The sequence below is a fragment of the Vibrio hibernica genome, assembly GCF_015223435.1.
Taxonomy (GTDB): domain Bacteria; phylum Pseudomonadota; class Gammaproteobacteria; order Enterobacterales; family Vibrionaceae; genus Vibrio; species Vibrio hibernica.
Genome location: NZ_VHKO01000015.1, coordinates 38539 through 60909, shown reverse-complemented (window position 1 = coordinate 60909; position 22371 = coordinate 38539). Strand labels below are relative to the sequence as shown.

23 protein-coding genes and 1 pseudogene are annotated in these 22371 nt (G+C 42.3%); 9 read left to right on the top strand and 15 right to left on the bottom strand.

Annotation, left to right across the window (positions count from 1 at the left end):
• From FH976_RS08235 to FH976_RS08200, 8 genes are all read right to left on the bottom strand, one after another.
• Positions 1–239: MrcB family domain-containing protein (locus tag FH976_RS08235; protein ID WP_194090385.1), on the bottom strand; the 239-nt coding region annotated here is incomplete at its 3' end.
• Between the two features lie 44 nt (positions 240–283).
• Positions 284–499 (bottom strand): HVO_A0114 family putative DNA-binding protein, encoded by a 216-nt coding sequence (locus FH976_RS15880; RefSeq protein ID WP_456119763.1) that lies wholly within the window; start codon positions 497–499, stop codon positions 284–286.
• Between the two features lie 88 nt (positions 500–587).
• On the bottom strand, positions 588–1709 hold the full coding sequence (locus tag FH976_RS08225; RefSeq protein WP_194090384.1) for a hypothetical protein: 1122 nt from the start codon (positions 1707–1709) through the stop codon (positions 588–590).
• 170 nt (positions 1710–1879) lie between these two features.
• Positions 1880–2881, bottom strand: a complete 1002-nt coding sequence (locus tag FH976_RS08220) for an SEC-C metal-binding domain-containing protein (protein WP_194090383.1) — start codon at positions 2879–2881, stop codon at positions 1880–1882.
• Between the two features lie 71 nt (positions 2882–2952).
• The gene (locus FH976_RS08215) at positions 2953–4263 is read right to left on the bottom strand and encodes a type II toxin-antitoxin system HipA family toxin (protein ID WP_194090382.1); all 1311 of its coding nucleotides are present in this window, start codon (positions 4261–4263) and stop codon (positions 2953–2955) included.
• On the bottom strand, positions 4253–4543 hold the full coding sequence (locus FH976_RS08210; protein ID WP_132765317.1) for a helix-turn-helix domain-containing protein: 291 nt from the start codon (positions 4541–4543) through the stop codon (positions 4253–4255). The genes FH976_RS08215 and FH976_RS08210 overlap by 11 nt, the downstream gene beginning before the upstream one ends.
• A gap of 263 nt (positions 4544–4806) precedes the next feature.
• Positions 4807–5229, bottom strand: coding sequence for a helix-turn-helix domain-containing protein (locus FH976_RS08205; RefSeq protein WP_194090381.1), 423 nt, complete (start codon positions 5227–5229; stop codon positions 4807–4809).
• Positions 5230–5233: 4 nt separating this feature from the next.
• Complete coding sequence (locus FH976_RS08200; protein ID WP_194090380.1) at positions 5234–5551, bottom strand: type II toxin-antitoxin system HigB family toxin; 318 nt, start codon at positions 5549–5551, stop codon at positions 5234–5236.
• 523 nt (positions 5552–6074) lie between these two features.
• On the opposite strand from FH976_RS08200, the gene FH976_RS08195 reads away from it, so the two are divergent.
• The 5 genes from FH976_RS08195 to FH976_RS08175 all read left to right on the top strand — a co-directional run bounded on the left by FH976_RS08195 (position 6075) and on the right by FH976_RS08175 (position 10703).
• Positions 6075–6620, top strand: coding sequence for a hemerythrin domain-containing protein (locus FH976_RS08195; protein WP_194090379.1), 546 nt, complete (start codon positions 6075–6077; stop codon positions 6618–6620).
• A gap of 216 nt (positions 6621–6836) precedes the next feature.
• Positions 6837–7229, top strand: a complete 393-nt coding sequence (locus tag FH976_RS08190; RefSeq protein ID WP_194090378.1) for a hypothetical protein — start codon at positions 6837–6839, stop codon at positions 7227–7229.
• Positions 7230–7308: 79 nt separating this feature from the next.
• The gene (locus FH976_RS08185; RefSeq protein ID WP_194090377.1) at positions 7309–9429 is read left to right on the top strand and encodes a protein-disulfide reductase DsbD family protein; all 2121 of its coding nucleotides are present in this window, start codon (positions 7309–7311) and stop codon (positions 9427–9429) included.
• Positions 9426–9926 (top strand): protein disulfide oxidoreductase, encoded by a 501-nt coding sequence (locus FH976_RS08180; protein ID WP_194090376.1) that lies wholly within the window; start codon positions 9426–9428, stop codon positions 9924–9926. Before FH976_RS08185 ends, FH976_RS08180 begins: the two co-directional genes overlap by 4 nt.
• 39 nt (positions 9927–9965) lie before the next feature.
• Positions 9966–10703, top strand: a complete 738-nt coding sequence (locus FH976_RS08175; protein ID WP_228767373.1) for a DsbA family protein — start codon at positions 9966–9968, stop codon at positions 10701–10703.
• Positions 10704–10764: 61 nt separating this feature from the next.
• Here FH976_RS08175 and FH976_RS08170 read toward each other — a convergent pair whose 3' ends face one another.
• Positions 10765–11670, bottom strand: coding sequence for a LysR family transcriptional regulator (locus FH976_RS08170; protein WP_194090375.1), 906 nt, complete (start codon positions 11668–11670; stop codon positions 10765–10767).
• Between the two features lie 249 nt (positions 11671–11919).
• Here FH976_RS08170 and FH976_RS08165 point away from each other — a divergent pair, with 249 nt between their 5' ends.
• The 3 genes from FH976_RS08165 to FH976_RS08155 all read left to right on the top strand — a co-directional run bounded on the left by FH976_RS08165 (position 11920) and on the right by FH976_RS08155 (position 14952).
• On the top strand, positions 11920–12735 hold the full coding sequence (locus tag FH976_RS08165) for a DODA-type extradiol aromatic ring-opening family dioxygenase (protein WP_194090374.1): 816 nt from the start codon (positions 11920–11922) through the stop codon (positions 12733–12735).
• A gap of 86 nt (positions 12736–12821) precedes the next feature.
• Positions 12822–13262, top strand: a complete 441-nt coding sequence (locus tag FH976_RS08160; protein ID WP_194090373.1) for a DoxX family protein — start codon at positions 12822–12824, stop codon at positions 13260–13262.
• 310 nt (positions 13263–13572) lie between these two features.
• Positions 13573–14952 (top strand): Na+/H+ antiporter NhaC family protein, encoded by a 1380-nt coding sequence (locus FH976_RS08155; protein ID WP_194090372.1) that lies wholly within the window; start codon positions 13573–13575, stop codon positions 14950–14952.
• Between the two features lie 101 nt (positions 14953–15053).
• Here FH976_RS08155 and FH976_RS08150 read toward each other — a convergent pair whose 3' ends face one another.
• A complete protein-coding gene (locus tag FH976_RS08150) occupies positions 15054–15572 on the bottom strand; it encodes a methylated-DNA--[protein]-cysteine S-methyltransferase (RefSeq protein WP_324187417.1) in 519 nt (172 codons plus the stop codon).
• A 42-nt stretch (positions 15573–15614) separates the two neighbouring features.
• A pseudogene (locus FH976_RS15875) lies at positions 15615–15764 on the bottom strand (DNA-3-methyladenine glycosylase 2 family protein); the annotation flags it as partial.
• Between the two features lie 285 nt (positions 15765–16049).
• Between FH976_RS15875 and FH976_RS08145 the strand changes: the two are divergent.
• Complete coding sequence (locus FH976_RS08145; protein ID WP_194090371.1) at positions 16050–18380, top strand: FdhF/YdeP family oxidoreductase; 2331 nt, start codon at positions 16050–16052, stop codon at positions 18378–18380.
• 135 nt (positions 18381–18515) lie between these two features.
• Here FH976_RS08145 and fdhD read toward each other — a convergent pair whose 3' ends face one another.
• From fdhD to slyA, 4 genes are all read right to left on the bottom strand, one after another.
• A complete protein-coding gene (gene fdhD, locus FH976_RS08140) occupies positions 18516–19355 on the bottom strand; it encodes a formate dehydrogenase accessory sulfurtransferase FdhD (protein WP_228767372.1) in 840 nt (279 codons plus the stop codon).
• Positions 19356–19482: 127 nt separating this feature from the next.
• Positions 19483–20511, bottom strand: a complete 1029-nt coding sequence (locus FH976_RS08135) for a DUF2955 domain-containing protein (protein ID WP_194090389.1) — start codon at positions 20509–20511, stop codon at positions 19483–19485.
• 17 nt (positions 20512–20528) lie between these two features.
• On the bottom strand, positions 20529–21587 hold the full coding sequence (locus FH976_RS08130) for an HlyD family secretion protein (protein WP_194090369.1): 1059 nt from the start codon (positions 21585–21587) through the stop codon (positions 20529–20531).
• A gap of 72 nt (positions 21588–21659) precedes the next feature.
• Positions 21660–22136: a transcriptional regulator SlyA gene (gene slyA / locus FH976_RS08125; RefSeq protein ID WP_407701637.1), complete on the bottom strand. Its 477-nt coding sequence runs from the start codon at positions 22134–22136 to the stop codon at positions 21660–21662.
• Positions 22137–22371 lie beyond the last annotated feature (235 nt).

Sequence of the window (22371 nt, the reverse complement as noted above, 5' to 3'; positions counted from 1 at the left end):
CCAGACTGTGTCGATTCTGTTATTTGTGGGTTGAGTATTGACAGCCATGGCACGTCTGCCCAATTTCCTGCACCTGCACTCGCTTTAATTAAATAGTCAGTTGGAGATTGCAGCTTGTCTTCTATTGCTCTACTTAAATCTTGTCTTAGTAAAGTGGCTATCGGGTGACCTGTAAACGGCTCACTTTTAGCTTGTACCCAACCACCAGCTATTTCTATTAAAAGTTCTCTTAAACTCATATGATTCCTTTAAACCAAGACCACGAATTTTTGGTATTTCAATTCTATTTTTTTGTATTTGCATAATGTAAGGGTACTAGCTTTATTATGCCCAAACCATCCATTGTTTTCAGTGTTCTCGACACATTGCTGACCGCCCGATCAGTAAGTTTCGCCAATTCAGTTACTGATTGCGGCTGTTGCTCGGCGATCACCTTTAACAACTGCTGGTTTTCTTTAGACAGCACATTCGCCACCGATTTCAGCGAGTCGAACCAGATATCTCCGGGGTAATCAGGATCGGGGCCCTGCCCTTCAATTCCGACTGCACAGCACGATTTTTTCTTTTTATCATAACGTTACTTGCATTTATTTACTCAAATCACTCAAGCGTTTTAATAACGCTTTACGACTGCTATTGGTTGTAACAAAGCGCTTAAAGCTCTGCTTAAACGCCGGCACATCGGCTTTAAACTGATAGGCTTCAAACAGCTGATGCAGGTAGCGTGATGCCTCGTCATAGCCACTAGCGCAGGAGCGGTTCGCTTGCTCTTGTGCTTGCTGCCAGCAACGCTCTCGCTGATTGTAGATATCCGTCAAAGCCTTTTCTTTTTCCGCTTTTTCGATAGCTAATTTTTTTGCCAGTACCTCTGCTTGTTCTTGCTGTAATTGACTTTGCGCTTGTTCAATGTAAGGGATAATCAGGCCAGGGGTTAACCAATACTGATAGGTTTCGTCTTTATTGGCTGGTTCTTTTCTCGTCAGTGCCAAGGCTTGGTGTCGGGTTAACTGGCCTTGCTCAAACAGCGTGCGTAATAGCGTATCTTTCTCTGCTTCCGAGAGGTTGTGGAGCCAAGCATCAAATTGAAACTGGGTCTGTTTGGCTTGGTGACTAGGTTGTTCGTTTAGCACCATGGCGAGTGCTTTAACCAATGCTAAAGGAATATCATACTGCACCGCAAAGGCCTGCAACTCTTCACTGAAGCACTCAAAATCGAATTGAATTAAAGGTGTTTTCTCTAGTTCGTCATTACAATCAAGCGCTCTGAGCCACATAAAATAAACAAGACGCCAATTCCCTTGGATTAACTCGCTGCGTAAAGCAGCCAAATACTGGAAAAAGTCATCCGCTTGTTCATCGTCAAAATAGTCGTCATACTCCTCAAGGGAGAAAACCAGCAACTGCCACTCATCGTTTTGACGCACATAAAGCTCATCGCTTGAAAAGCCAAGTAATGCATCAGGAATAGTGCCCACAGGTAGCTTAATGTAAGCATCAATTGAGCCCCAATCTGCATAGTAAAAACCGATATCAAAATATTTTGACATCAGTTCAGAAGGCTCTGCCTTTAAGTCACTGTAGGTGTAATACACCTGAAAAGACGTTGCGCTAATCTCTGCACGGCTTGAAATGGCTCTAAGCTCTTGGCGCGCTTTAGCATCTAGAACGCCTTCCAGACGCTCGAATTGATAATATTGATATTCGCTCACGATGACCTTGCTATGTATTTAATCTGAATTGAAAAGTTTGTTTTAACAAAGGCTGTACCTAAACCTCTTTTACGACGAGTTAAGCGTTTACATAACGTGTTGACTCACTTACCGCAGGATACATGGACAAAATAATTTAAAAAGGGGTTAGCCTGTAACCGCCGCATGCATCAAAAATCATCGAATTCAAAAACGAATTTCATCAATGGTTGCACCTCTACGTTATTTGGGGTACGAAAATCATCGATATGCCTCATTGGCGCAACCGTCACAAAGCCCCAAAACTCCAAGAAGCGTTTAATAAGTCGCAATTCAACCATTGTGCCTAGCAACTCACTCGAAGACCTATACTCATCCTCTGGGCACCTCAAAAGTAAATCAGGGAATGCGATCATTACCTCTTCAATCAACTGCTTTGTATTGCCATGGTTTTGCAATCGCCACAGCATAAATAGCCAGAAGGTTCTTAAATCAACATCGTGCTCCCATCCATCTAGGTAGCCCCAATTATACTGAGAGGTTGCTGCTTCTAGCATAGGGATAAAGAATACTTGAATGCCATGTGTTAGATACTGCTTTTGAGCGGCTTTTTTAACATGATATCGGCCACTGCGGCGATAGATTATACCTGCAATCTCTGCTAGCACTCGGCTGTAATGTAGGGCATTAAACTTATCTTCGTTACTGCCTGCATATTCACTAATGCTGATGTGTCGTTCAAATTGAGAGACTGCAAATTCTGGCAATAACTCACTAGCCTGCTTAACAACTTTTGTCGGCAAGTTACCTTTGCTGGTGGCTTTAAACGAGCCACCGTTTTGCATGGCTTCATCTAATATCAATGCTAAGTAACGCATCACTGGGCTGGTTTTTAGATTATCTGGCGTGTGTATTAGTACCCCTTCCAAGTCACTGAATGACGAATATAACCAATTGCTCATTTGTGTTGGCGAAAGGCCACAGAAATCAGGATGAGGCCGATCATTAGCTGCCTTCATTTTTTGCTCTGCAACGATATTAAGCTCTTCTAAAGACAAGTTAGGGTTCATTGCAGCAACTTGCTCAATATCATCCAGCATAGATGCGTGTTGTTTAGAGATACTGTTCATGCAGCAACGTTTGTACTTTTTACCGCTGCCACAAGGGCAAGGTTCATTTCGACCTGGTTTCATACTTTATCTACTCGCCTATTTTCTTAATGCTACGTCATCTTAAACAAGCACAACCTCAAGTTAAGATCATCTCAATCTAAAAGTACCGCATTTTCTTGCTTGCGTTCTGCGAGTGTTTTTTCTATCGCTAATACGGTTGCCTTGCTGATCGCGTGTTGCTCGGCAAGCTGCCTAAACTGACTAATGGCCTCAACCACTTCTTGAATGCATTGCTGTGCTTCCTTCCAATTAGCAAAGCCTGCACTAGCCGCTAGCTTTTGCATTACTTTAAGTGGTGGCTCTTTTCCGTATCCGGAAAAGGCGGTTGCATGCTCATTAAAAGGGTGGGGGCTAAAGGTTACATCGTAAAATGGTGCGAGTTGCCAACTGCCATCATCGGCTTGTAAAAAGCCCCAGTTTTTACTGTGATCATCTTGGTTCGCGGCAAATAAGTTAAACATTGCGCGTCGAAATTGAAGCTGCCCAGCCGCTGGTGATTTACAAAGTTGACGACTGGCCTTAATTAGATCGCTGTAATCTAAGCTAGGGCTTCGAAAGTCCGCATCCAATAAGCCGCAAGCACTGTGCATATGTAAACGCCCAGCCTTATCCTGCGCGGGTAAATAATCGAAACGCTTTAACGCAAGCCATGCTTTAGCACCGCCACTCGCAGGTGCTTCAATTAGCTGCCATATGGGGGGCTGACATTTTGCCTGCTCAGCCATTTCTAAATAGACCGCTTCACACAAACCTTCTTCGTGGCCCAAAGCTAAGTTCTTTGAAGTAAACTTAACTAGCCAGGCTTCATCGCCAGGCTGTGCATAGGTGCGGCATTGCGTCGCGTCGCCAGAGGGCATAAAAATTTGCGCTTTAGGGCGAGCACCGCCGGAGCTGCCGACGGCTACCAAGGTTGCTAACACTTTTTGAGTGCTACCGTCTAAGTCATCAGATAGAGCTTGGTCAAACAATGTTTGGGCTTCAAGTCCTAGTGTTTCCAAATCAATATCTGAACGATTTTCTAATGAGAGCTCAGATACAGGGGTAAAAGACAATGCCCCCATTCCTTGCTGACCAACAAAAGCCAGCCTGTCCATTGCTGTTACTTGCGCAGGTAAAATACCTTGTTGGCGGAATACTCGATCTTGCAACAGCAAACCCCAACCATCGGGAAGACTATCGCCAAATACGCCGTGAATACCTTGGTGTGGTCCTTTCGGTGCTTGCTGTAATCGCACATCTCCCTGAAGAGTAAAAGGGGATAAATTGCCAAACCTGCTTAGATAAATTTCATCATACTGGAAGAAAACACCTTGGCGGTTTTGCGCTAATACACCCACAGATACAGTTTCGCCCGTTGTGAGAGTGCGTTCCACATTCAACTTTTGAATGGATTTAAAGCTCATCTTTAAGCACCTCTTCTATACTGGTCGGTAAAGCACTGCGGTCAGCCGTTGTTTGTGTCAGTTGATAAAGCCTGTCTAGTGAGTCCAAGGACTGCCACAAAAGCAGCAGCTGACGAAATGATATTTGTCCGGTGAGTTCAAACTTTTTTATGGTCGAAGCAGGTACACAACTACGCTGGGCCAGTGCCTCTCGCGATAGCTTCGCTTGTTTGCGTAAACCCCTCAGATGAGTAGCAAAAGCTTGGCTTACATCGGTATCATCTAAAAGTGAAAAGTTCATACGCAGCCTTAATGGATACAATAATATCCATTATAGTTATAACAAGTGAAAAATAGCCACTGATATATCCATTTAATGCATAGGTATAAATCGGTCATCTCAATGAAGTTCTTAAAAAGTCGGGGATTTAACAAGTAACCGTACCTTAAATTTTGGCATATTGTTGTCACTTCGTGCTTTGACAAAAACCGAGAAACCACTAATCAGAGCTACGCTATTAGAATGAGTATCTCGGTTTTTATTAACGATAGCCAAAACTACCACTAGCCGATAAACAACGAAGCTGGCACTCCAAAACGCGCTGATAGTGCCTTAATGTGGTTGAGCGTTAGAGCGCGCTTCCCGCTTAAGATCATCGATACCGTCGATTTGGCACCTATCTCTTCTTTGAAATCACTTAACGTCAGTTGGTGCTGATCGATGATAACTCTTAGCATGGCGATTCCTGGCTCAAGCTTATCAATAGCTTGATTAAACTCACTAAACTGCTCAGCTTCTTCTTCATACCTCTCAATCACCGGAAACATCAAGTCAATCACTGGCTGATGAGCGTCATAATCTTCGATAAGTACTTCCATCGTGGTAATCAGCTCTTGATATTGCTCAGGCGAAGAGATACCACTCACCCAAGGCATAACTTGGTTCAGTTGATTAGCGGCTTTGTCTAACACAGCGATATCTAACATAATGTTACCTCTTCAGTTTCTTTTCACGGTATTGCTTTGTAATACGGTCGTACTCGGCATGGCTGACAATATTCTTAATGAAGCATCGACCTCCTACAAATTCGATAAATGCAACAAGCCTTAAGTTGTTACCGCCAATATCAATCACCCACCACTTATCAACGTATTTAAAGTTGTCTAGTGACGGAAAGACTTTTCGTAGCTCATCTGGGCTTTTTGCTTTACTCTCTTTTAACACCTTGTACGTTGCATCTAGTGCATCGGAATCGTTTGGATAGAGTTTTTTCGCATTTTCAAAAGGTTGCTTACTTATAACGTGCATGTACTATCCAGCTTGTTCACTATATGTGAACACTATACCTAAACCAAGCTTAGTTCACAATATGTGAACATCAAGGAGTAACCAAAATGGATAGCTGGATAATCAATGGTGGTTAAAAGTGAAGATTAAAGAAAACGACAACCTCAAATACTTGATTTAAAATAAGTTAAACATTTCAATCTACATTCAGATCCAGAATATAGAATAGATAATCCTCACCTCTTAAAAATCAATAAAGCCCTGAATTCATAGTTAATAGTTAATAACATTGATAATACAGGGCTTTTTATGCCTATAAATCCAATCAAAAGAACGACAAACCATAATCAGTCGTAAGAATACACAACCAACCAATCACCACCACTAAGCATATTAATCCGTTTTAATGGATTCAATCTGTCGCATAAATTGATTCATATCATTAAAAAGAGAACTAACGACTTGTTTACTCCTTTGTAGGCATGTTGAAGATATATTGAGAGTCTATGATGAAACCTACCTTTCTTTATATATGGTGTTTGTTATGTCTTTACGTTGTGGTGTAACCAATTTAAGTCCTGAAACATTAGAACAATTAGATGCCCTCAAATTGGAAGTGTTAGCCGATAAAATTATTGCTGAGCATCATGAATACATTCGTGAAACTGGCCCAGAATTAGTGCGTTTAGGGGAAAAATTATTGGCAGCACACGGGGACGATTCAGAAACAATCCAAACCTTAGTACCTTTAATTAATGCACTTATTGATGACTTAACACCTCACCTATTTAAGGAAGAAAAGATTCTTTTTCCTGCCATTCGCGGTTTAGCCACTGGAGAGCAGACTCAAAGCTGTTTTGGACATATTGGTAATCCCATCCGCATGATGTTGCACGAACACAATGAAGCCGATGAAATTGTCTTAGCCATTCAAAAAGTAACGCATAATTTCACCGCGCCAAAAGAGGCATGCAAAACCTGGCAAACTTGCTACCAATTACTGTCTGAATTTTGCCAAGATTTAATCAATCATATTCATGTTGAAGATACCATTTTATTTCCTAAATCAATCGCATTAGCCGACCAGTAAATCTAAAGCCTAAGCCCTTACCTTGAGGGCTTCAGCCGCTACCCACACTCCTTAAATGCCGGATTAACCACTGTTATTTTTGACGGTAGATATCGACCACTTCTTCTATTCACACCTAGTTACAATCAAAAAGATGCCTATTGGAACCTATACCATCATTATCGGTCTTCACTACTTATCCACTTAGCTTAACAACATCACTCACAAAGGTAAGATTTGAAAACTCTTCATCATCTACGAACGTCCACTGCAACTCGCTGGGCACTGACTCTTGTGCTGTGGGTGATATTGGTGTGCTTGATGAAAAATATGAGTTTACTATCGGCGGCTTGCTCCGTATCCGCCTCTGCGCCGAATAATGATGTTCAACACATTGAGTCAATCTCCAATAATACAGTCAGTATTGATAAGCAAAGTGAATGCCATTTATCAGAAAAACTACTGCAATTTCACCTACCTCAAATTGATAGCGTCGTGATCACAAGCCTATTCCCCAGCTTAATGATTGCCGTTTTTTTCTGGTTTAGCCTTACTTCCCACCGAATATTTTATAAACCTCTCACGCCCAAACGGCGGCGTCACCTTGAGCTGTGTACATTCCAAGAATGAGCAATAACGACAAACTCTCGGTTCTATCTTTTATCCATTAACAGATAGTGTTTTGTTATGTTTATTTTCAGGAATACCAATGCAATTTTTTACTTTATTCATACGATCCCAACCTAAACTCATACTTTTCAGGTTTGGTATATTAGGGCTATTGGCATTATTCAGTGCCCACCTATCGGCAGCTCCGCTTGGTACTGGCTGGATAAAAAATCCACAGCATCCTCCGGTTGAAGTGCAATTTTTTTTAACTGGGCAAATAGATGCTGACAATAATGTCGCCGGTTTTATTGAAGTCAAATTAGACGATGGCTGGAAAACCTATTGGCGATCTCCTGGCGAAGGTGGTATCTCACCAGAAATCGATTGGCAAGCATCCCGTAATATTAAGGGTGTTGATTGGCAATGGCCTTACCCACAACGTTTCGAAGTCCTCGGTATTGAAACATTAGGCTATAAACATGATGTGGTTTTTCCATTATCAATTAAGGTCCAAGATAGGCACCAACCTGCCACATTTAAGGCAAATTTAAGCTTATCCTCCTGCTCAACCGTATGTGTGATCACCGATTACCCATTAGAATTCAACTTTATACCATCGGCATTGCAAATCGATCCGGATACGATGCGTCGCCATGCTCAAGCGATCAGCTTAGTACCGAAAAAATCCTCTATGCTTGACGATATACAGGCAACGTGGGATTCATCGAAGAATAAGCTGCAAGTTTCTTTAACCAGTAAACAAGGCTGGCAACAACCTGATTTATTTATTGATGGTGAGGCAGAAAATGTCGCTGACAGCAGCTTTTCACACCCGATACTATCCATTGATGGTAACCAACTCACAGCTTGGTTTGATGTCTCCAATTGGTTAGGCAAACCGAATTTAACCGGCGAATCGATTCAGGTAACCGTCGTTGATAAACACTTTATTGCAGAGCAAACCGTCGCATTAACCGATGGCAGCGTCATCGAAGTAAGCGCAGGCTCATCATTATTCACCATGTTTCTATTTGCCTTATTAGGTGGGTTAATTCTCAATGTGATGCCGTGTGTATTGCCCGTACTCGGTATGAAACTAACCTCAGTATTGACCGCAGAACGCCAACACGCATCACTAATACGTAAGCAATTTTTAGCGTCAGCCGCCGGTATTATCTGCTCCTTTTGGTTAATTGCTGCCAGCTTGGCTTTATTAAAATGGTCAGGACAATCCATAGGCTGGGGTATCCAATTCCAAAATGCCGGCTTTCTTGGCGTAATGGTACTCGTCACCGCGATTTTTGGTGCCAATATGCTGGGGTTATTTGAGGTTCGTTTACCTTCATCGCTTAATACATGGCTTGCCAGTAAAGGCAGAAATAATCATTCAGGCCACTTTGTTCAAGGCATGTTTGCCACCTTATTAGCTACGCCATGTTCTGCGCCATTTTTAGGCACGGCGGTGGCCTTTGCTTTGGGGGCATCTTGGATAACGTTATTTCTGATTTTTACGGGCTTAGGCATTGGTATGGCGCTACCTTGGTTACTGGTTGCTCTGCGTCCTTCACTCGCATTGAAACTGCCACGACCCGGTATCTGGATGAACCGCTTAAAAATCCTATTCGGCCTAATGATGTTAGCCACCAGCCTATGGATTATCACCTTACTGTCATCTCACTTGCCGATAAGCGTGTTATGGGGAATTAGCCTATTAGGATTTGTTGCTCTAATTTGGCGCAGTATCAACGTATTTGGCGCTCGTGCGGTCGGAATTACGGTTAGCTTAGGTTTTATCGTAGCCTCAGTTCTGTTTTTGGTAGCGAGTCTCACCGCTGATTATTGGCGCTCTCCTCTTCCTCCCGAATTAACGTGGCAACCACTCGATACGAAAGTTATCAGCCAACAAATTTCGGCAGGTAAAACCGTATTTGTCGATGTCACTGCCGATTGGTGCATTACCTGCAAGGCAAACAAAATCGGCGTGCTGTTACAACAACCGGTTTATGGCGCACTTCAAGCTGATAATATCGTACGCATGCAAGGAGATTGGACGGTACCGAACCCAAAAGTGAGCCAGTTCTTGCAATCTTATAACCGATTTGGCGTGCCATTTAATATTGTTTACGGCCCTCAAGCTCCACAAGGCATTCCTCTACCGGTGATTTACTCAAGTAATGACATAATCCAAGCGATTGAACAGGCCTCGGGGAGATCCTTATGACATTCCAATCATTCAAGTCAAAACTATTTGGACTACTCAAATATCTTGTGCTGTTAGTGGTTATCTCAGTGGCAATAGACATGTGGCGCAGCCAATCGGTTCCAACTCAAACCAGCTTCAACCTAAAAGCGGAAGATATCAATCAGCAATGGGTAGATATTGAGGCGCTTAGCCAAGAGCAACCTGTTGTGGTTTATTTCTGGGCTAGTTGGTGCTCGATATGCCAGTTTGTGACGCCGAGTGTTAATTGGGTGAGCGATTATTACCCAACGGTGGGCGTTTCACTCTCTTCAGGTGAGTCTCATAAACTACAACGTTATTTTGAATATAAACAACTGGGCTTTGCCAACATCAACGATCCACGTAGTCAACTTGGGCAGCAATGGGGAGTGAATGTCACGCCGACAATTTTTATCGTCCGAAAGGGCGAAATCAATCACATCACCACCGGCTTTACTTCGCCAATTGGTCTACTCGTTCGTCTATGGATGAGCTAACGCCAATAACTCTTCATAACAAATTATTTAGGAAATATGATGAAAACGATATTAAAACAACGCACTTTCACTTGGATGAGCTTATTCATGATGAGCTTATCGATCAATGCAGTGCAAGCCGCCACTTTACCGCAAGCAACCGAGAAGAAAATCAATGACATCACTCAAATGCTACATGACAACCCGCAAGTCGTTGATAATTTACATGAGAGCTTGCAGCGCTACATTCAACAGACAAGTCAACTTGAAACGGTAATACAACAAAATGAGAACTATCTTTACCACAATCCAAATCACCCATCTTATGGGGCCAAAAATCCAGATCTCACTATCGTGTTTTTCACCGACTACAGCTGCCCTTGGTGTAAAAAGCTAGATCCTGTATTACATGAGCTTGTGGTAAAATATCCTCAACTCAAAGTGGTCGATATTTTAATCCCATTAAAAGAAATGAATAGCAGTGCAAACTCAGCCACCTTTGCACTCAATATTTGGCAAAATAAACCCGATGCTTTTTCTCAAACAAGTCAATTGTTGATCAAAAAACCAGGCAGTCATGATGCTCGTTCGCTGCTCCAAGTGGCGAAAAAAACCGATACTGTGGCGCTATTAGACGAACAAGACGACATTCAAAAACAAGTGAATAAAAACTATCAGTTATTTGCTCAATTAGGTTTACAAGGCACACCGGCTTTATTAATCGATGGTGAAATTATTCCAGGTTATTTACCGATTGAAAAGTTAGAACCTATCATTAAGGCCAAATTAGAAAAGTAATTCCGATATATGGATAAAGGCAGAAAGTCACTGTCTTTATCCATTCAATGGTTTGATCGTATCAAGACTGTGCAAGAATACTGTCCTTGCCCAAGCTATCTTTTAAGGCTTGATTGAATACTTTAATTTTCTGCTGCAAATATTTTCGATGGCTATACACCACGTGGATCGGATACTCACCAAAATCATAATCGGTTAATATCGTTTGCAGCTCGCCTCGTTGAATAAAAGGATCAACAGCAAAATCTGGGCTGATAGTAAAAGCCACACCATGAGAAGCCAAGCGTGCAGACGCTAATGCATTGTTGACCGACAAAATAGGCTTAGTGGTAAATGAAAACTCCTTCCCCTCCTTACTGCAACGTCTTAATCCTGTACGTTTAGTATTACTGTCATAAATCGCCGGTAATTGAGCCAAAGCGTGGGGATGGTCAGGCTCGCCATATAACTTAATAAAGTCAGGCGCAGCGCAGGCTTTTAAGATCATCTTACCCACCGGCATGGCAATCAAATCTGAATCGGGTAATGTTCCAATTCGAATCGCAAGATCAAAACCTTCCGACACTAAATCCACAAATTGATCGTTGAGCACCACATCAATTTTCAGGTCAGGATAATGCTGAATAAACTCGGCAATAAATGGCATCAATACACATTCGCCAAACGTGGTCGGCGCACTAATACGCAATCGACCCGCAAGTAACTGTTGATCGTTTTTAAGCCCGACTTCTACGGTCGAAATATCATCTAAAATACGCTTAGCATGTTCGTAATAGGCTTTGCCAGCATAGGTCAGTTGTAATCCTCGAGTAGAACGATGGATCAATCTGACTTGCAATAATGCTTCTAATTGATTGATATGCGTGCTCATTAAAGCTTTAGTTTTTCTCAATTGATGCGCCGCAGCGGTATAAGAACCCTTTTCAGTGACATGCACGAAGCTGTTCATTAAATTTAGTTTATCCACATTCGTACCTTATTTCTTTCGTCAGCTTTCATCTAAAAAACACCAATCGTAAAGCCCTTAGACCCATTAGTAATCTACTTAACAACGCTCATCACTGTAAAATAATATTGAACAATGTGTTTATTAATAGCCTTATTGTTTAATAAATACAACTCATGCACACTCACTTTCATGGTAACGATATTTATTCGTCGCGGATATTTATCCATCAATTCAGCATTACTTATAAAAATGCATAAAGGAGACATCATGAAAATAGCCCCTGCTTTATTTGTCGGTCATGGTTCACCTATGTTTGCGCTAGAAACCGAAACCACATTAGATAACGGACAAGTTTCCGCCAGCCACATCTTGCAGCAACATCGACATCATTTTGATGACGTCAAAGCAATTGTGGTGGTATCGGCCCATTGGCTAACGCGAGGCGTAACGGAAGTGACGTCATCTAAGCAACCTGAAACTATTCATGATTTTGGTGGTTTTCCTGATGAACTGTACCAATTACGCTATCCGGCATTAGGTGATGCTAACTTGGCGGCAATGATTGTGGATCAATTAAGCCAAGCAGGGATCACGGCACAATTAAATGCCGAACGTGGGGTTGATCATAGCGTGTGGGTTCCGTTGTTGCATCTTGTACCAAAGGCTAATATTCCCGTGGTGCAGATATCGATCGATTTTGCGGCAAGTCCACAAGCCTTATGGCAATTAGGTCAGCAATTGTCTTTTTTGAGGCAGCAAGGTATTGCATTGATTGGTTCCGGTTCGCTAACGCATAATTTACGTCACTTGCACGCCGATCATTCTCGTGTGGCTCAATATGCATTAACGTTTCAGCAATGGATCAGGAAAGGTATTCAAGAGCGCAATGTTGATGCTTTGATACAAGCGGAATCACTGGCACCACATTTTAAACAAGCACACCCAAGTTCAGACCATTTTCTGCCGCTACTATTTGCACTCGGTGCTAGCCAAGACAATGATCAACTTGAAGTCTTAGACGGTGGAATGTATTACGGCGCCTTATCAATGGAATCGTATTTATGGCAAACCACTCAAAATTAACGTTTACTATTTTAATAATACCGATGGAACTAAACCTTTCTGTCGCAGCTCCAATTCACAACTAATTACTTGATAAGGATATATTTATGTCAACTTTACAACGCGTATTAACCTCGCACTCAAGCTACGCCCCTCTTATTTTACGTGTTCCAACCGGGTTAATCCTAATGGCGCACGGCAGCCAAAAACTGTTTGGTTTCTTTGGCGGTGGCGGCCTTGCAGGCACAGGACAATTTATGACCTCTCTTGGATTGAATCCAGGCGAATTAATGGCCTTTTTAGCCGGTAGCGGCGAATTTTTTGGCGGTTTATTCTTACTGATTGGTTTATTGACTCGCCCAGCAGCAACAGTTGTCGCCTTTACTATGTTAGTCGCTATTTTCTCGGTGCATATTAGCCACGGTTTATTCTTATCCAATGGCGGCTATGAATATGGTTTGGCATTATTCGCTATTGCGGCGTCACTGATGTTTTCTGGCGGCGGTAAAGTCGCCTTGGATAATTTGGTTCTGAAAAAATTGTCTTAATTGCAAAGTTGTCTTAATTGTAAGCAAGATACATTGCTGCTCTGTGATGCTAATAAGTCACAGAGCGGCAAACTAACCTTTACATCTTCAGCATCAATCACTCGCCTGCATGCAATATCCCACCGTAGCAATTTTTCCACAGTAGCCGTTTCTCACAGTAGCAATCTCTCCACCGTGGCAATTTTTTCGCAGTGGCGACCTTTCACGATGCTAATCTTAACAATGACAGCCTAGCCATTTAGATGGCTAAATTTGACATTTTAACGTCTGACCATTACTCTTGCCGACCTTTTATGACTCGGCCACCTTTATGTCTACTCGTCCAACGGCGCCACCTCTTCAATCTCAGCCATCCAATGGATTAGCTTTATTGCCTCTGGTGGTATTTCTCGCGCTCTTTATTGGTGTTGGCGCTTATCTTACTTACCAAGGTGTCGATTTCGCTTTTTATCAATTGCCAGCACCGATCGCGACTCTGCCAGCCATTGTCGTGGCAATAATATTAAGCAAAGAAAAGCTGAATAAAGCCATTGAACAATTTTTACATGGCGTAGGACATCCTGACATTATTGCCATGTGTATGATTTATTTACTTGCAGGTGCATTTGCAGCTGTCGCCAAAGCATCAGGTGGTGTCGATGCAACGGTAAATTTAGGTTTATCACTGCTACCAACTAGTATGATTTTGCCGGGTATTTTCTTAATCTCAGCCTTCATAGCCACGGCGATGGGCACCTCCATGGGAACTATTGCCGCAGTTGCGCCTGTTGCGCTAGGGATCGCTCAATCGGCAGGAATGAGCGTGCCATTAACCGCTGGCGTAGTATTAAGTGGCGCTATGTTTGGTGATAATTTATCCATTATTTCAGACACCACCATCGCGGCAACTCGCTCGCAAGGTTGTGAGATGAAAGACAAATTCCGCGAAAATATTCGCATTGCTCTTCCAGCAGCCATCATCACTTTGATCATTTTTGCCTTTAGCAGCACCGCGACACAAACCCCACCGACTGATTCCATTGAGTGGCTGAAAATTGCGCCTTATTTGGCCATTTTAGTATTGGCAGTCTCAGGCGTGAATGTGTTTGTAGTACTTGGGCTGGGCATTGTTATGGCGGGTAGTGTGAGTTTATATTCACTCGATGACTATTCACTCACCCACCTGAGTAAAGATATTTACGCAGGCTTTGGCAATATGCAGGAAATCTTTTTATTATCGATGTTGATTGGTGGGTTAAGCGAACTCATGCGCCAACAAGGGGGGTTAACGTTTTTAACTCAGTTAGTCAGTAAGGTAATAAGCAGATTTGGCAGCCAACATTCCTCACAAGCCAATTCACGCGCCAGTGAAGTCGGCATTGCAGGTTTAGTGTCATTAACCAATATTTGTACTGCCAATAACACCGTAGCAATCATTGTATCGGGCAGCGTTGCACGCCAACTTGCAGAAGAAAATAATGTCTCCGCCAAGCGTTCGGCAAGTTTGTTGGATATCTTTTCTTGTGTCATGCAGGGCTTATTGCCTTATGGTGCACAAGTGTTATTACTCGGTTCAGTGTTTGGTTTATCGCCGTTGCAAATTATCGCCAACTCTTACTATTGCATGTTATTAGCCCTCACCGCGTTAGTGTCTATTTTTATTAAGCATCAAGGACGTAAACATCAAGAACGTAGTCAAGCGGCGCTATAATTGATTAAAAACACTAATTTCACTACAAACGTTGCCTTCACTAAACCGCATTAATGAGTGCTTGTACATCGGATGAACAAGCACTCAAGCCCGAATAAATCTCATTTCTTTTGGTATTTTGCTTCCGCGTCAAGTAAGCCTTTTTTACATTCAATACCACCAGCATAACCGGTTAATTGACCATTTTTACCAATTACTCGATGACATGGCACGATAATCGAAATCGGATTTTTGCCATTCGCAAGCCCCACCGCTCGCACCGCTTTCGGGTTATCAATCGCATTAGCAAGATCTTGATAACTCCACGTTTCACCATAAGGAATCGTGGTTAATGCGTGCCACACTTTTTGTTGAAATTCTGTTCCCGTCGCCGCTAATGGCAAATCAAAACTCGTTAACTCACCTTTAAAGTATTCTTCTAACTGAGATAACGCGCGAGCAAGCACTAACTTACTATTATTGCAAGCTGGTTCAGTCAAACTCGCACTTTCAATATATTCGCCTAAATCTTCTGGCTTAGTGGTGTAGGTAGCAAACCACACACCTAACAAACCTTCGTCACAGGCTTGAATCGTCACTTCACCATACGGGCTTGGCATGATGGTATAACATGATTCTATTACGGTATTTTTCTGATTTTTTACCATCACGATGTTCCTATTCTATAGATTCCAAAGATGAAAAGTGGCGTAACTTCCCCAAGGCGATACTGTTTCCGAGGTTAACTGCGGAGAATTTATTAATGCCTTTTTTACCACCAAATCTTTATCCAATAAACGATCCGGTTGAGATAAACCTCGAAGTTGATCATAACACTTTGGTAATAAGCCAAACCTATTTTAACTAGCCAGTTTCGGAACTGAACGCTCTTCTACCAATCAACTTCATTACGAGGTTGAACGGATAGGTTTCGATACCAAATCATCGACACTTACCTTTTATTCGTCCAATCTTCTATATTTAATCTATATTTGAAAAATGTGTTTGCAGTATTGGTTTAATTATTACTGATTTTTTTGATATGCATCACGATCAGATAAGATATGATTAATATCGGTAACAAATAAATCAGTATCAGGAATTTAAGAGGAATAGTTATGGCGATAAAAAAATACACGCATGCAGCAGGCGGTTGGGGTGCCTTAGTGAGCACAGGAAAACACCTACTCAAAAGTGAAAATGTCGCCCAAAACATCCGTAACCTGATGCGCACCAATCAAGATAAAGGTTTTGACTGCCCAGGCTGTGCTTGGGGTGAAGATGGTGAAAAAGGCCTTTTCCATTTTTGTGAGAACGGAGCAAAAGCCGTTAATTGGGAAGGAACAAGTCGCCGAGTCGATGGGACTTTCTTCGCCGCTCACAGCGTTAAATGGTTGCGTAAACAAAGTGATTACTACCTTGAGTATCAAGGCCGCTTAAATCAACCTGTTCGCTATAATGCCGACACCGATCATTATGAAGCCATTAGTTGGGATGATGCATTTGCACTGATTGCAAAGCATTTAAAACAATTAGAATCACCAAACCAGGCGGAATTTTATACGTCAGGCCGAGCCAGTAATGAAGCGGCTTTCTTATATCAATTATTTGCACGATCCGTGGGCACCAATAATTTCCCCGATTGTTCCAACATGTGCCACGAAGCAACCAGCGTAGCTTTAGTGCAAGCAATAGGGATAGGTAAAGGCACTACTCGTATGGATGATTTTGCCAAATCCGATGCTATTTTCTTATTTGGGCAAAACCCTGCCACCAACCACCCTAGAATGATGGATACCTTGTATAAAGCGTCCCGTCGTGGGGCTTCTATTGTGTCTTTTAACAATTTAAAAGAACGTGGATTAGAACGTTTTACCAACCCTCAAAATAAAGTTGAGATGATAACCAATGGCTCAACGCCAATTAGTGGTCATTACTTCACGCCAAAATTAGGTGGAGATATGGCGGCAGTACGAGGCATGGTCAAAGCTTTGTATGCATTTGATAAAAATGAACGTTCTCAAGGTAGAGACTCTATCTTTGATCACGCTTACATCGAAAAACACACCAATGGTATGCAAGCCTATTTGGATCAAGTTGATGCCACCAGTTGGGCTGAAATCATTGAACAATCTGGCCTCACTCAACAACAATTAGAAACCGCGGCGGAAACTTACCGTAAAGCCGAGCGCGTGATCATTACTTGGGCGATGGGGATCACTCAGCACAAACACTCGGTCAACACCATTCAAGAAATGGTTAACTTGCAATTGTTGTTTGGTCAGATTGGTAAAGAAGGCGCTGGTGTCTGCCCTATTCGCGGGCACAGTAATGTACAAGGCGATCGCACTGTTGGCATAAACGAAAGACCATCCGCTTCTTTTCTTGCAAAATTAGAAGCCGCTGCCGGATTTAAAGCACCAACCAAGCCCGGTCATAATGTCGTGGAGTCGATAAAATCGATGTTGGCAGGTGAGAGTAAAGTATTCATTGGGCTCGGTGGTAATTTCGTCTCTGCGACACCAGACACTCGCCTTACACAGCAAGCATTAGAAAGTTGTAATTTAACCGTTAACATTGCGACCAAATTAAATCGAACCCACTTGTCACCAGGTAAAGATTCATTAGTTTTACCTTGCCTTGGTCGTACCGATGTTGATTGGCAAAAAAACGGACAGCAATGTGTCACGGTGGAAGACTCTTTTAGCATGGTACACGCGTCTTATGGGGCGGTTGAGCATGATGAACAAAGTAATGATCAAGGTGCAATGCGATCTGAGCCCGCTATCATTGCAGGCATGGCTCAAGCAACATTGGGATCCTCACCGATCGATTGGTTATCACTGATTGAAGATTACGATCGCATTCGATCATTAATTGAAAAAGTGATCCCTGGGTTTGAAGGCGTCAACGATAAGATCAAACAACCGGGTGGTTTCTACTTAGGCAACTCAGCACGAGACAATAACTGGCAGACCAAAAGCGGGAAAGCCGAGTTTAATGCCCATTCACTGCCGACCCACTTACAACCCGCTGCATTACGAAAAATGAGTGATAAAGCCGTCTTTGTACTGCAAACCATGCGCTCTCACGATCAATATAACACTACCGTTTATGGATTTGATGATCGCTACCGTGGCGTTTTCGGTGAGCGTAAAGTGCTGTTTATGAATAAGAAAGATATTCAAAACATGGGTATGAAAGCAGGCGACCGGGTCGATATACAGTCGTTATACGCCGATGAGTATCAGCGTGAGATATATGGTTTCAAATTAGTGGAATATGAGATCCCAGAGGGTAACATTGCCGCTTATTTCCCAGAAGCTAACCCGTTAGTGGCGTTACATGACAGTGGTGATCTTAGCGATACACCGGTTTCTAAAGCAATAGTGGTCACGTTGAAACTCAGTGAAAAAACCAGTGAAAATATTAATCTCATCTCTTATTAACGTTGAGTATTATTAAGGAATAAACTTAATTAATTGCCCAATAACAATATGTTACGCTCAATAGACAAAAAGGCAGTCAACAATCATGTTCTGCCTTTTTTTTTCGCGGTTTAACCAGTTTGTTATCAAGCCTAGTTATCTAATCTCTGCAATTCGTTCAGAATAAGTATAAGCATCCGCGCGACCAGGGCGACAAAAGCCGACTAAGGTTAAATTCGATTTCTGTGCCAATTCCACCGCCATACTCGTGGCCGCTGAAATGGCCAACAATATCTCAATACCTGCACTCACTGCTTTTTGTACCATTTCAAAACTCGCTCGGCTGGTGACTAAAATGGCGCCGCCGCTCAATTTGTTACGAAGAATATGCCCAACCAACTTATCCAAAGCGATATGGCGACCAATGTCTTCACGTATTGTAATCACATTACCTTCGGCTGAAATATAGGCTGCAGCATGAGTTGCTCCTGTCACCTGATTCAAATTTTGTCGGGTATCAAGTTGCTGTAAAATGCCATCAATTTTTTGCCAAGATAAAAATGTGGTTTTAGGCAAAGAAGCCAAAGGACGTACCACATGCTCTAAACTTTCTGACCCACAAATGCCACAACCAGTTCGACCAGCCATGCTTCTGCGTACTTTTTTTAATCGCTCCATACAACGATTTGCAATCTCGATATGAAGTTCAATACCTTTATCAGAGCCCACTTGCACAATATCGTGAATATCTCGACTATGGTCAATGATGCCCTCCGATAAGGAAAAGCCCACCGCTAAGTCTTCCAAATCGCTAGCCGTGCACATTAATACTGCATGAGAGATACCGTTATACACGAGGGCGACTGCGGTTTCGGTAGCAAAGTTTTCATCTTGCAGCTTTACATCCACATTATGTCGAAAACGCATAACAGGCGCGGTTACAATGATCTCGTTTGACGATGATGGCAGAGCGGGTTTATTAAATTGTTGGGACATTCGGAAATCTAACCTAGTAATACATGTCATGAGTATAACGAAAACACCTATTGATGCTGGAATAACTCACTCCGGTGAACGTTCATCTGGTGTACCGTGTAATTGTTCTCACTACAACGGCAAAATATTAATGTCCAAAGCGAGTCGCTTCAAACCGATTAAGTAATTTATGAATAAACAAGCAAATAAATAAAGTCACAACAATGGCAACGGCAATACTACTCATTCGATATAATGCACTAAAGAGTAAATCATTATTGGGGCTTAAATACTGACCGAATAAAATCGCTAATGTCGTCATTGCGCCAAACCCAGCACCAGATCCACTCGCTTCTTTTACATGAACTTGGCTAAACAACAACAAACCAATCCACAGCAAAGGCACGATCAGAATCAACATATTCGACCAATTATATAAAATGAACTGCACGATAATACCGAAGCTAACGCCCAATATCGTTCCGATTGCCCGTTTACGCGCATAGGTCAACATGCCATTCCAGTGCATCGGAAACAGTAATAATAAACTGGTGGCTTGGGCCGACATCGAATCTTGCAAATCTAACATTTGGAATGCCAGATAGGAGATGCTCGCCATGGTAGAACCCAATATCGCTTCATGCCGCATTCGATTGATATTTTTATCAACTTTCGGAGGCGGCTGACGCGGCTCTACATCCGGACAAATAAGGTGCATCAAGTACGCGATCAAAATTGCCAATGCCGACGAATAAAAATTATCGCCAATCAACATGCTTAAGTCAGTACTCGGAAAGCTGGAAAAATGCAGCATGATGTTTAAATTTAATACGCCTGATGCACCAAATAAGAACAAATGTCCCTTGGTCATCGCCACAAAGCGGTATACAAATAATAAGTACACTACTGGCAACATCAAGAATGGCTTATCACCGATGGTCCCAGACAATAACCCAACTTCAAGTCCGCACATCACAGCCGAAGCCATAACCTGCATCGCGACGCCTTTATTGATCTTTGGGACCATCCCTAATAACAAAATTGGCATTACGGTATAAAACACCCCATTTTGCCAACCAAATAATTTACAGATAGTAAATCCTAGCGCAGCCCCCGTAGCAATACGCAAGCATTGGCGTACATCATTCCGGTTCAATGGGTGGTGACGTAATAACATCATCGTTCATCTCCCACTTAGTAAATGTAATGCAAGGCACTGATAAATTTGATTTGCAGATACGCCAATCCGGCTAAAATACTGTTATCAGGTATCAATTGAGCACTGGCTCTCGCGCCTGCTGGAAGGGAAAAATTAACCATTTTATCTAAAGTGAAATGAACACGCATTCTTTGCGCATCTCGCACCCAACGAGTTGAAGACTGCGGCGTAGCCAATTCACCATTGGCATCAAACTGTCCCGCGCTCACCCCTCCATCCAAACTTTGTACCGTAGCTTTAAATACTTCTCCCGGTTTGCCATCAAAAGTGATGTAAGCTTTATCTCCAGACACTGTATCCATGATATTTTTCTCACGAAAATCGGCAATAATATCTACATCTTGTGATACTAATGCTAATGCAGGACTGCCTGCGGATCTGAAGATGCCTTTTTCCAAGTGTAAATTTGTAATTAAGCCATCTTTTTCGGCTCTCACCTTGGTGTATGCAAGATTCAATTGCGCTTGTTGAAGATGGTTTTGAGCCTGTCGAACTTGTAAATTTGCCTCTCCACCCAGTCCTCTGGTCACTTTCAATTTCTCTAACTGAGCTTGTACAGAAAGCAGACTCGCACGCGATGAAATAGCACTACTATCGGCTTGGTCTTTTTCTTGACGAGATACGCCGTGGTTAGCAAACAGGTTATCCATTCGTTTTGCTTCACGATTCTTCTGTGTAGAAATGCTTTGGCTTGCTCTCACTTCGGCTTGAGCCGCTTTAATTGAAGCATCAAGCTCATCATTGTTTTGACGTGCTTGCTCTAAGGCCAATTGAGCCTCATCCACTGCCAATTGAAAAGGCGCGGGATCAATCTCAAACAAAATATCGCCTTTAGCGATAACCTGATTGTTACCAACATTCACTTTTTCAACATTGCCACTAATACGTGGCGCAACCTTAGTGATCGCACGAGTTGCCATGGATTCAGTGGTTAACGGTAAATTTAAATCAGCAAATAAAAAGTATAAAAACATTAAAGCAAATCCCGCCATCGCAATTCGGATTAGGCGAGAAAATTGTTCATCTGGGGTCATAATATTCTCTAAATAAAATAAGCGTATCGCCAATCGTGAGTTGGTACGGTACGCAAAAGGAAAGTTGAAAATTTAAGGATGTAACTGTTCATACGCATTGTGAGAAATGAGATCGATCATGCGCTCAAATTCTTGTAACTGTTGATCGCTAATGCCGGATAGCACTTTGTCTCTAACATTAAAAATACGAGTTTCCATCTGAGATAAAACACTCTTCCCCTCATCGGTCAAACTAACAATTCGTGCTCGTTTATCATGTGGGCATGAAACACGAACTACTAATTGCTGTTGCTCTAATTGACTCAATGTTCGCATTAACGAGGGCAATTCAATTTCTAATCCACCCGCCAAGACTTTTTGACTGACATTATCGCCAAGATTTCTTAACTTCCATAATGCAGTCCAACGAGGATGCGTTAATCCCAAAGGTGCCAATTCAGCATCTGCGACCATTCGCCATAAACGAGTCAAACGTCCTAATCGCTCTGCCAACGGTAAATTTTGTAATTTAGTAGTATGGCATTCCATTGGTTTATTTATCATTGTCATTCACGTTCATAAACATCAAAAAAAGAATCATTGATAACTATCAACATTGTTCCATTGGTGAGTATCTATACTGTCCAATATTGACCTGATCAAATCACTATCCAGCTAACACTCAACCTGATAGTTAGCAGGCTAAGCATTGAGCTGGACCATTATAAATAATTAGCAGGCTAAGTAAATAGCCCTACACCTTTAGATAACAAATAAATACACCAGCGAAACATTTGCTAACTTT

Coding starts and splice junctions, on each gene's coding strand:
- FH976_RS08135 (WP_194090389.1), bottom strand. CDS start 20,511: ATGTTATTACGTCACCACCCATTGAACCGGAATGATGTACGCCAATGC.
- FH976_RS08195 (WP_194090379.1), top strand. CDS start 6,075: ATGTCTTTACGTTGTGGTGTAACCAATTTAAGTCCTGAAACATTAGAA.
- FH976_RS08185 (WP_194090377.1), top strand. CDS start 7,309: ATGCAATTTTTTACTTTATTCATACGATCCCAACCTAAACTCATACTT.
- FH976_RS08165 (WP_194090374.1), top strand. CDS start 11,920: ATGAAAATAGCCCCTGCTTTATTTGTCGGTCATGGTTCACCTATGTTT.
- FH976_RS08155 (WP_194090372.1), top strand. CDS start 13,573: ATGTCTACTCGTCCAACGGCGCCACCTCTTCAATCTCAGCCATCCAAT.
- FH976_RS08215 (WP_194090382.1), bottom strand. CDS start 4,263: ATGAGCTTTAAATCCATTCAAAAGTTGAATGTGGAACGCACTCTCACA.
- FH976_RS08145 (WP_194090371.1), top strand. CDS start 16,050: ATGGCGATAAAAAAATACACGCATGCAGCAGGCGGTTGGGGTGCCTTA.
- FH976_RS08210 (WP_132765317.1), bottom strand. CDS start 4,543: ATGAACTTTTCACTTTTAGATGATACCGATGTAAGCCAAGCTTTTGCT.
- FH976_RS08205 (WP_194090381.1), bottom strand. CDS start 5,229: ATGTTAGATATCGCTGTGTTAGACAAAGCCGCTAATCAACTGAACCAA.
- FH976_RS08220 (WP_194090383.1), bottom strand. CDS start 2,881: ATGAAACCAGGTCGAAATGAACCTTGCCCTTGTGGCAGCGGTAAAAAG.
- fdhD (WP_228767372.1), bottom strand. CDS start 19,355: ATGTCCCAACAATTTAATAAACCCGCTCTGCCATCATCGTCAAACGAG.
- slyA (WP_407701637.1), bottom strand. CDS start 22,136: ATGACAATGATAAATAAACCAATGGAATGCCATACTACTAAATTACAA.
- FH976_RS08160 (WP_194090373.1), top strand. CDS start 12,822: ATGTCAACTTTACAACGCGTATTAACCTCGCACTCAAGCTACGCCCCT.
- FH976_RS08130 (WP_194090369.1), bottom strand. CDS start 21,587: ATGACCCCAGATGAACAATTTTCTCGCCTAATCCGAATTGCGATGGCG.
- FH976_RS08175 (WP_228767373.1), top strand. CDS start 9,966: ATGAAAACGATATTAAAACAACGCACTTTCACTTGGATGAGCTTATTC.
- FH976_RS08180 (WP_194090376.1), top strand. CDS start 9,426: ATGACATTCCAATCATTCAAGTCAAAACTATTTGGACTACTCAAATAT.
- FH976_RS08200 (WP_194090380.1), bottom strand. CDS start 5,551: ATGCACGTTATAAGTAAGCAACCTTTTGAAAATGCGAAAAAACTCTAT.